The sequence below is a fragment of the Pedobacter sp. genome (assembly GCF_045628745.1).
Lineage (GTDB): Bacteria > Bacteroidota > Bacteroidia > Sphingobacteriales > Sphingobacteriaceae > Pedobacter.
The window spans coordinates 1-5,360 of sequence record NZ_JAZQPU010000123.1; the positions used below are offsets into that span (position 1 = coordinate 1).

Genomic DNA, 5,360 nt, shown 5'->3' on the forward strand with positions numbered 1-5,360 from the left:
CAGATAAACCCAGGAGCAGATACGGTTACAACAGGTAGCATCCCATCCCAAACCAGGTTTGTCGGGGTTTTCTGCTAACCAGAAGTCGCCTTTATTTAAGAGTTTAAATTTGTCTTTAAGGTAAAAAATAGAGGCGCGCTCACCGACTTCCTTGCCATCATCTCTGCCTACACCATAATTGGCATATTCTGGCAGCAGCATTGCCAGGTCTTCTATCTGGTTTTTCTTACCCTCCTGGGTGCCAAAAACATCAAACTGATGAAACCGGAGAAGATTGGCCGTTACCTCTTTTCTTTGTGTCCACATGTTACCCACATCGCCTTTGTTGTCGTTGCGAATGTTGAAGGTGCCAATGGTCATTTGCTGGGCAAAAAGGGTGGTACTGCATAGCAGGAGGAGTAGCAATAGGAAGTGTTTCATTTTCATAGCGATGGGTTTATTAGTTTTATGTCCGTTAAAATTCACAGCGGTATACAATTTCAAAATTACGTCATATATATGAATAGGAGTTTAAGATTATCGGCTAAAACCATTAAATTTATGATAAGAAATCAGCATCAATTTTGGCAGGAGATGAAAGTAAAAATAGAATACGATGGGATTAGCGTACATCTTTCTATGGAGGCCGAAACGTCGAAGATAGCCGGTATGGTGATGCTTTTTCTCAATTTAATGGGCTTTGCTTTAATTATTGTTGGCATTGTAGAGTGGATGCTGGTGCTGCTCATCCTGGGTATTTTATGGTTACTGTTTTTTGGCTGGCTTACGCTCTGGAATTTATTCGGCAGAGAGGTGATCACCATCACCACCCGATCCTTAAACCATCAACACCACTATGGTTTATATAAAACAAAATTAGAGACAAAAAAGATCAACAAAGCTTTGAATATTTCGCTCATCCCAGCCATGGAACATTGGGGCGAAAATCATTACCAGCTGATCTTTGAATCTTTTAACGACCATAACATGCCGGAAGAAATCTACCGCAGTACCCTGCCCATTTCTGAAACCCACCTCCAGCTGTTGAAACATTCCATCAGAAAGCTGTACTTTAAAAAGGTGCATCCCGATTACCTGAAGCAGCCTTTTATGCTCAACTAAAATTTTATTGGAAATAAATTTATCTTCGCTGTCTATGACAAGACCTTTACAGTTTGTATTTTTATTTTCACTGCTCTGTTTACATTTTCTTCCATCAACAACGTTCGCCCAACAACAATTGGTCAATATCCCTTTGCCGGCTCCCATCCGTGATGTAAAGGAAGAGTTTTCAGGAATGGCATGGTCGGGAAACCGCCTGTACCTCCTCCCCCAATTTGGCGCACACAAGGAAACTGCATTAAACGGTAATTTTTGGATCTATAGCCTTAATGCCGATAGCATAGCGAGGGTAATAGATAAAAAAGATTCCACACTTACTGCTTATCAAGCTGTTACGGTTAAAAATCTGAATCAACTACCAGACTCTGTTAAAAACTATTACCAGGGATTTGAGGCCATCACCATCGTTGACAAGCAGGTATTTTTAGCCATCGAAACTGCCGATCATTATGCCTATTGTTTTATCCTCAAAGGGATATTGGATGCTGAGCAGCATACGATCACCATAGATCCTAACAGATATATTTCTTTAAAACGATACCCTGCTGTGGCTAATGCAGGCTTTGAAGCACTTGCTTATCTGCCTAAAGAAAAAAAGCTCCTTGCACTGTATGAATTTAACGCTTTAGCTAAAGGAAACACAGGTTATTTAATAGATACTGCATTTCAGCAAAAGCCTATAGCTGTAACCATGCCTTTTTTGCCCTTTCGCATCACCGATACACAGGCAACAGCTGAAGGTAGCATTTATGGTATCAATTACTATTGGGAGGGAGATTATAAAAGCTATTTAAATACCGATCATTTCCGCATTACCGACCGGTTAAAACATAATCAGGAACGGAGTTTAAAAAACTTTGTTCCCAAAGATAAAAGCAAGCTAAAAACAAATTCATACGCCAGGATAGTCACCAAAAAACGTTTAAGTGCCAAGCCTTGGCAACAAGTAACCACCTTTGCCTGTAAAGGCTTGAACTGGGAAGGACTGGCTCTTTACAGAAATGGGGCATTGCTCATCACTGATGCCAACAGAAGTTCAAAACAACAGTGTACACTGGCTTTCCTGCCATTTTAAAAGATACTCCTGACAGCTACCTTAAATACCCCTGCCTGCCTTTTAACCTGGCAGACAGGGATATAAGCCGCATTTCTAGTAGCCTTCATTTTGTTTCAGAATATTGTTACTGCGGTCAATTTCTGCCTGTGGAATAGGGAAATATTCATCGTTAGCACCTATGACAATGCCGCGCATATAGGCAAAATAGTTACCTTCAAAGTTGAAATAACTTTCTAACGTAGACTTTAAGATTCCCCAGCGTACCAGGTCATAAAAACGATGTCCTTCCATGGCTAATTCCAGTCTACGCTCAAAGCGGACCGCATTTCGGGCATAATTCTGATCGGGAAAGGAAGCATAAGGGCTCACCCTGTAAACTGCCACGGGTGCACCGCCGGCCACTTTAGCAGGAAGCTTTGCTGCCCTGGCACGGACATTATTGACCAGCGTGAGTGCCCTTTGTAAATTACCCTGCTCTACTTCACATTCCGCAGCCATTAAATAAACATCTGCCAAACGGATGATATTTGTATTCAGCCCTGTAATGTTGGTGGCACCAGGTGCCGTTCCACCAGAAATCTGGGAAGCTTCGATGGAATTTTTATAAGGCACAAAAGGACCACCATTTGCCGACTCCCGAATCCAGGAATCTCCAGCCATCAAACCCCAATCGCGATAAGGAGCACCACGTCTTCCTATCGTATAATCCATCCTTGGGTCAACAACAAGCGATCGGTTGATTTGGTATGTCGCTTTCTGTGCAGCATTCAAGCCTAAATCAGACACATATGGATTGTTGCGGTAACTGTTATCAAGGTAAGGTAAGCCATCGTCATTAACTTTAAAAGAATTGGCAAGGTCTATAGTAGGTTGAAAAAAGCCGCAGCAATTAATTGGCAAACCACTGGCATAAGGATAGTTTAACATTTCGCTCACATTACCATTGTCACCCCCTGTACCATCAGTACCAACAGAATGTTGCACTGCAAAAATAGACTCAGGGCCATTTTCTTTGGTGATATCAAAGTTGTCCGTAAAAGGCAGAGTTTCAATATTAGGCTTGGCAGTGATTACAGCATTCAACAAAGGCAAAGCTTCTGCATATTTCTTTTGGTACAGAAATACTTTACCAAGGTAAGCCTGAGCTATCACCTGGTTAATGCGGCCTATCTGTGCTTTGGAATTAACGGGTGCTAAATTATCTACACCGAATTGTAAATCAGCCACAATAGCCGGATAGATGTCAGGGGTATTGTCTACCGCTTGTTCTGTAGTGGCCTCCGTAATTAAAGGTACATTTTTAAAAGCCCTGGCCAAAAAGAAATAATAATGTGCACGGAGCACACGTGCTTCGCCCTGAATTTCTGTAGCCCTTTCTTCAGAAAATTTCAAACCACTACTAGCCTGCAGGCTGGCTAAAAGACGGAGTGTATTGTTACAGCGCTGAATACCTTCAAAACACCGTGTCCATAAAACCGACAAGTTATCATTTGTGCTGGTGGGCACATGTCTTTCTAAGGCATTCATATTGGGCTGATCACCATTATCACTGCCTTTATGTGCATTGTCTGAGGTGACCTCACCAAGTAACCACTGACTGGGACCACTGGCGTAATTACCCCAGGTACCATTTAAGTTTCCATTGAGTAAAGAGTATGCACCGGTGAGGACGCCTTCTACCCCATCCTGGGTCAATATTTGATCCAAGTTAAGCTCAGCCTGTGGATTTTTCTCCAGGAATTCCTTTTTACAACTTATCACCGTCATTAAAAACAGAGCAACTATAATATAATTAATTTTTTTCATGATTTCTACATTTTAGCATTAAAACCCAACACTGATACCTAACAGAAACTGACGAGGACTAGGATAAATTCCACGATCTACGCCTAAGGCAGAAAAAGTTTCTGTTTCCTGGCTTACTTCAGGGTCTAGGCCATCATATTTGGTGATGGTGAAAAGATTGGTGGTACTGGCATAGACCCTTAATTTATTTACCCCATACCTGGAGCCAATAAGTTTCGCCACATCGAAAGTATAACCGATCTGCAGGTTTTTCATCCTGAAAAAGCTGCCATTCTGCACATAATAACTCGATGAAGCATATTCCAGATCCGAGGCGCCCATAATAGGCGATGGAATCATGCTTCCAGTATTGGTAGGGCTCCATGCATCTAATAATCGTGTACTTCGGGCTCCGGCAAAAGTGTTGAAATCAGTGAAGTACCTATTGGCATCATACAAATCATTACCCTGTACCCCGTTAAAGAACATCATGATGTCGAATTTTTTATAATTCGCATTGATGCTAAAGGAATAAAGGAAATTTGGGTTAGGGTCTCCGATCACCGTTCTATCCGAAGGATTGATGACCCCATCGCCATTGACATCCCTGAATTTAAAACCACCCACACGGGCACCGTTATAAGAAGGTCCGGCGGTTACTTCTGCGTCATTTTGATAAATCCCTGCTACATCATAGCCATAAAAAGAGCCAAAGGGTTCGCCTTCCTTAAGGATACTGGTTTGCAAACTTCTGAAAGATCCATAGGGCTGCTGTTGAATACCAGGAGCAAGTAATTCTATTTTATTGACGTTTCTAGAAAAGTTGAGCACAAAGTCAAACTTTAAGGGTCTTTCGTCATTTCTGCCATAATGATAACCCAAAGTAAGCTCCACCCCTTTATTACTCATGTCGCCCACATTCACAAATGGAGATGTTCCCAATCCCGCAGCAGTAGCAGGCAAAGGAACCGGGTAAAGCATATCGCTGGTTTTTCTATTGTACCAGTCGAGGGAACCATCAAAAATGCTATTGAATAGGGTAAAATCTAAACCCAGGTTCAGTGATTTTAAAGATTCCCACTTAATGCCTGTATTGGCGTAGTTATTTTGCCAAACCCCAGTAAGCACATTATTGTTTCCAATGAAACTATAAGCGGCACTGGTGAGTGAAGATTGAAACCTTGGAATGTAGTTATAGCTTGGAATACGCTGGTTACCTGTTGCGCCATAGCCCACACGGAATTTCAAGTCATTGACCCAGCCAATGTTATCCATAAAATTTTCTTCAGAAACCCGCCAGGCAACACTTCCGGCAGGGAAATTACCATATTTATTTTCTGGTCCGAAGTTGGATGAACCATCACGGCGAAAGGTAATGCTGGCCAGGTAGCGGTCGTTATAAGAATAATCTGCCCTG

4 protein-coding genes and 1 pseudogene are annotated in these 5,360 nt (G+C 42.1%); 2 read left to right on the forward strand and 3 right to left on the reverse strand.

What is annotated here, in order from left to right:
* A pseudogene (locus ACR2F7_RS05230) lies at positions 1 to 426 on the reverse strand (endonuclease/exonuclease/phosphatase family protein); the annotation flags it as partial.
* A gap of 114 nt (positions 427 to 540) precedes the next feature.
* Here ACR2F7_RS05230 and ACR2F7_RS05235 point away from each other — a divergent pair.
* Positions 541 to 1,101, forward strand: coding sequence for a hypothetical protein (locus ACR2F7_RS05235; RefSeq protein WP_432712535.1), 561 nt, complete (start codon positions 541 to 543; stop codon positions 1,099 to 1,101).
* Between the two features lie 34 nt (positions 1,102 to 1,135).
* Entirely contained in the window at positions 1,136 to 2,176 is a 1,041-nt protein-coding gene (locus ACR2F7_RS05240; RefSeq protein WP_432712536.1) for a hypothetical protein, read from the forward strand.
* 75 nt (positions 2,177 to 2,251) lie between these two features.
* On the opposite strand, the gene ACR2F7_RS05245 is transcribed toward ACR2F7_RS05240, so the two are convergent.
* Both ACR2F7_RS05245 and ACR2F7_RS05250 read right to left on the reverse strand, forming a co-directional pair.
* Entirely contained in the window at positions 2,252 to 3,964 is a 1,713-nt protein-coding gene (locus ACR2F7_RS05245) for a RagB/SusD family nutrient uptake outer membrane protein (RefSeq protein WP_432712537.1), read from the reverse strand.
* An 18-nt stretch (positions 3,965 to 3,982) separates the two neighbouring features.
* A partial coding sequence (locus tag ACR2F7_RS05250) for a SusC/RagA family TonB-linked outer membrane protein (RefSeq protein WP_432712538.1) occupies positions 3,983 to 5,360 on the reverse strand: 1,378 nt, incomplete at its 5' end.

What these genes read in the sequence shown, in the direction of transcription:
- ACR2F7_RS05235 (WP_432712535.1), top strand. Translation starts at nt 541, where the DNA reads ATGATAAGAAATCAGCATCAATTTTGGCAGGAGATGAAAGTAAAAATA.
- ACR2F7_RS05240 (WP_432712536.1), top strand. Translation starts at nt 1,136, where the DNA reads ATGACAAGACCTTTACAGTTTGTATTTTTATTTTCACTGCTCTGTTTA.
- ACR2F7_RS05245 (WP_432712537.1), bottom strand. Translation starts at nt 3,964, where the DNA reads ATGAAAAAAATTAATTATATTATAGTTGCTCTGTTTTTAATGACGGTG.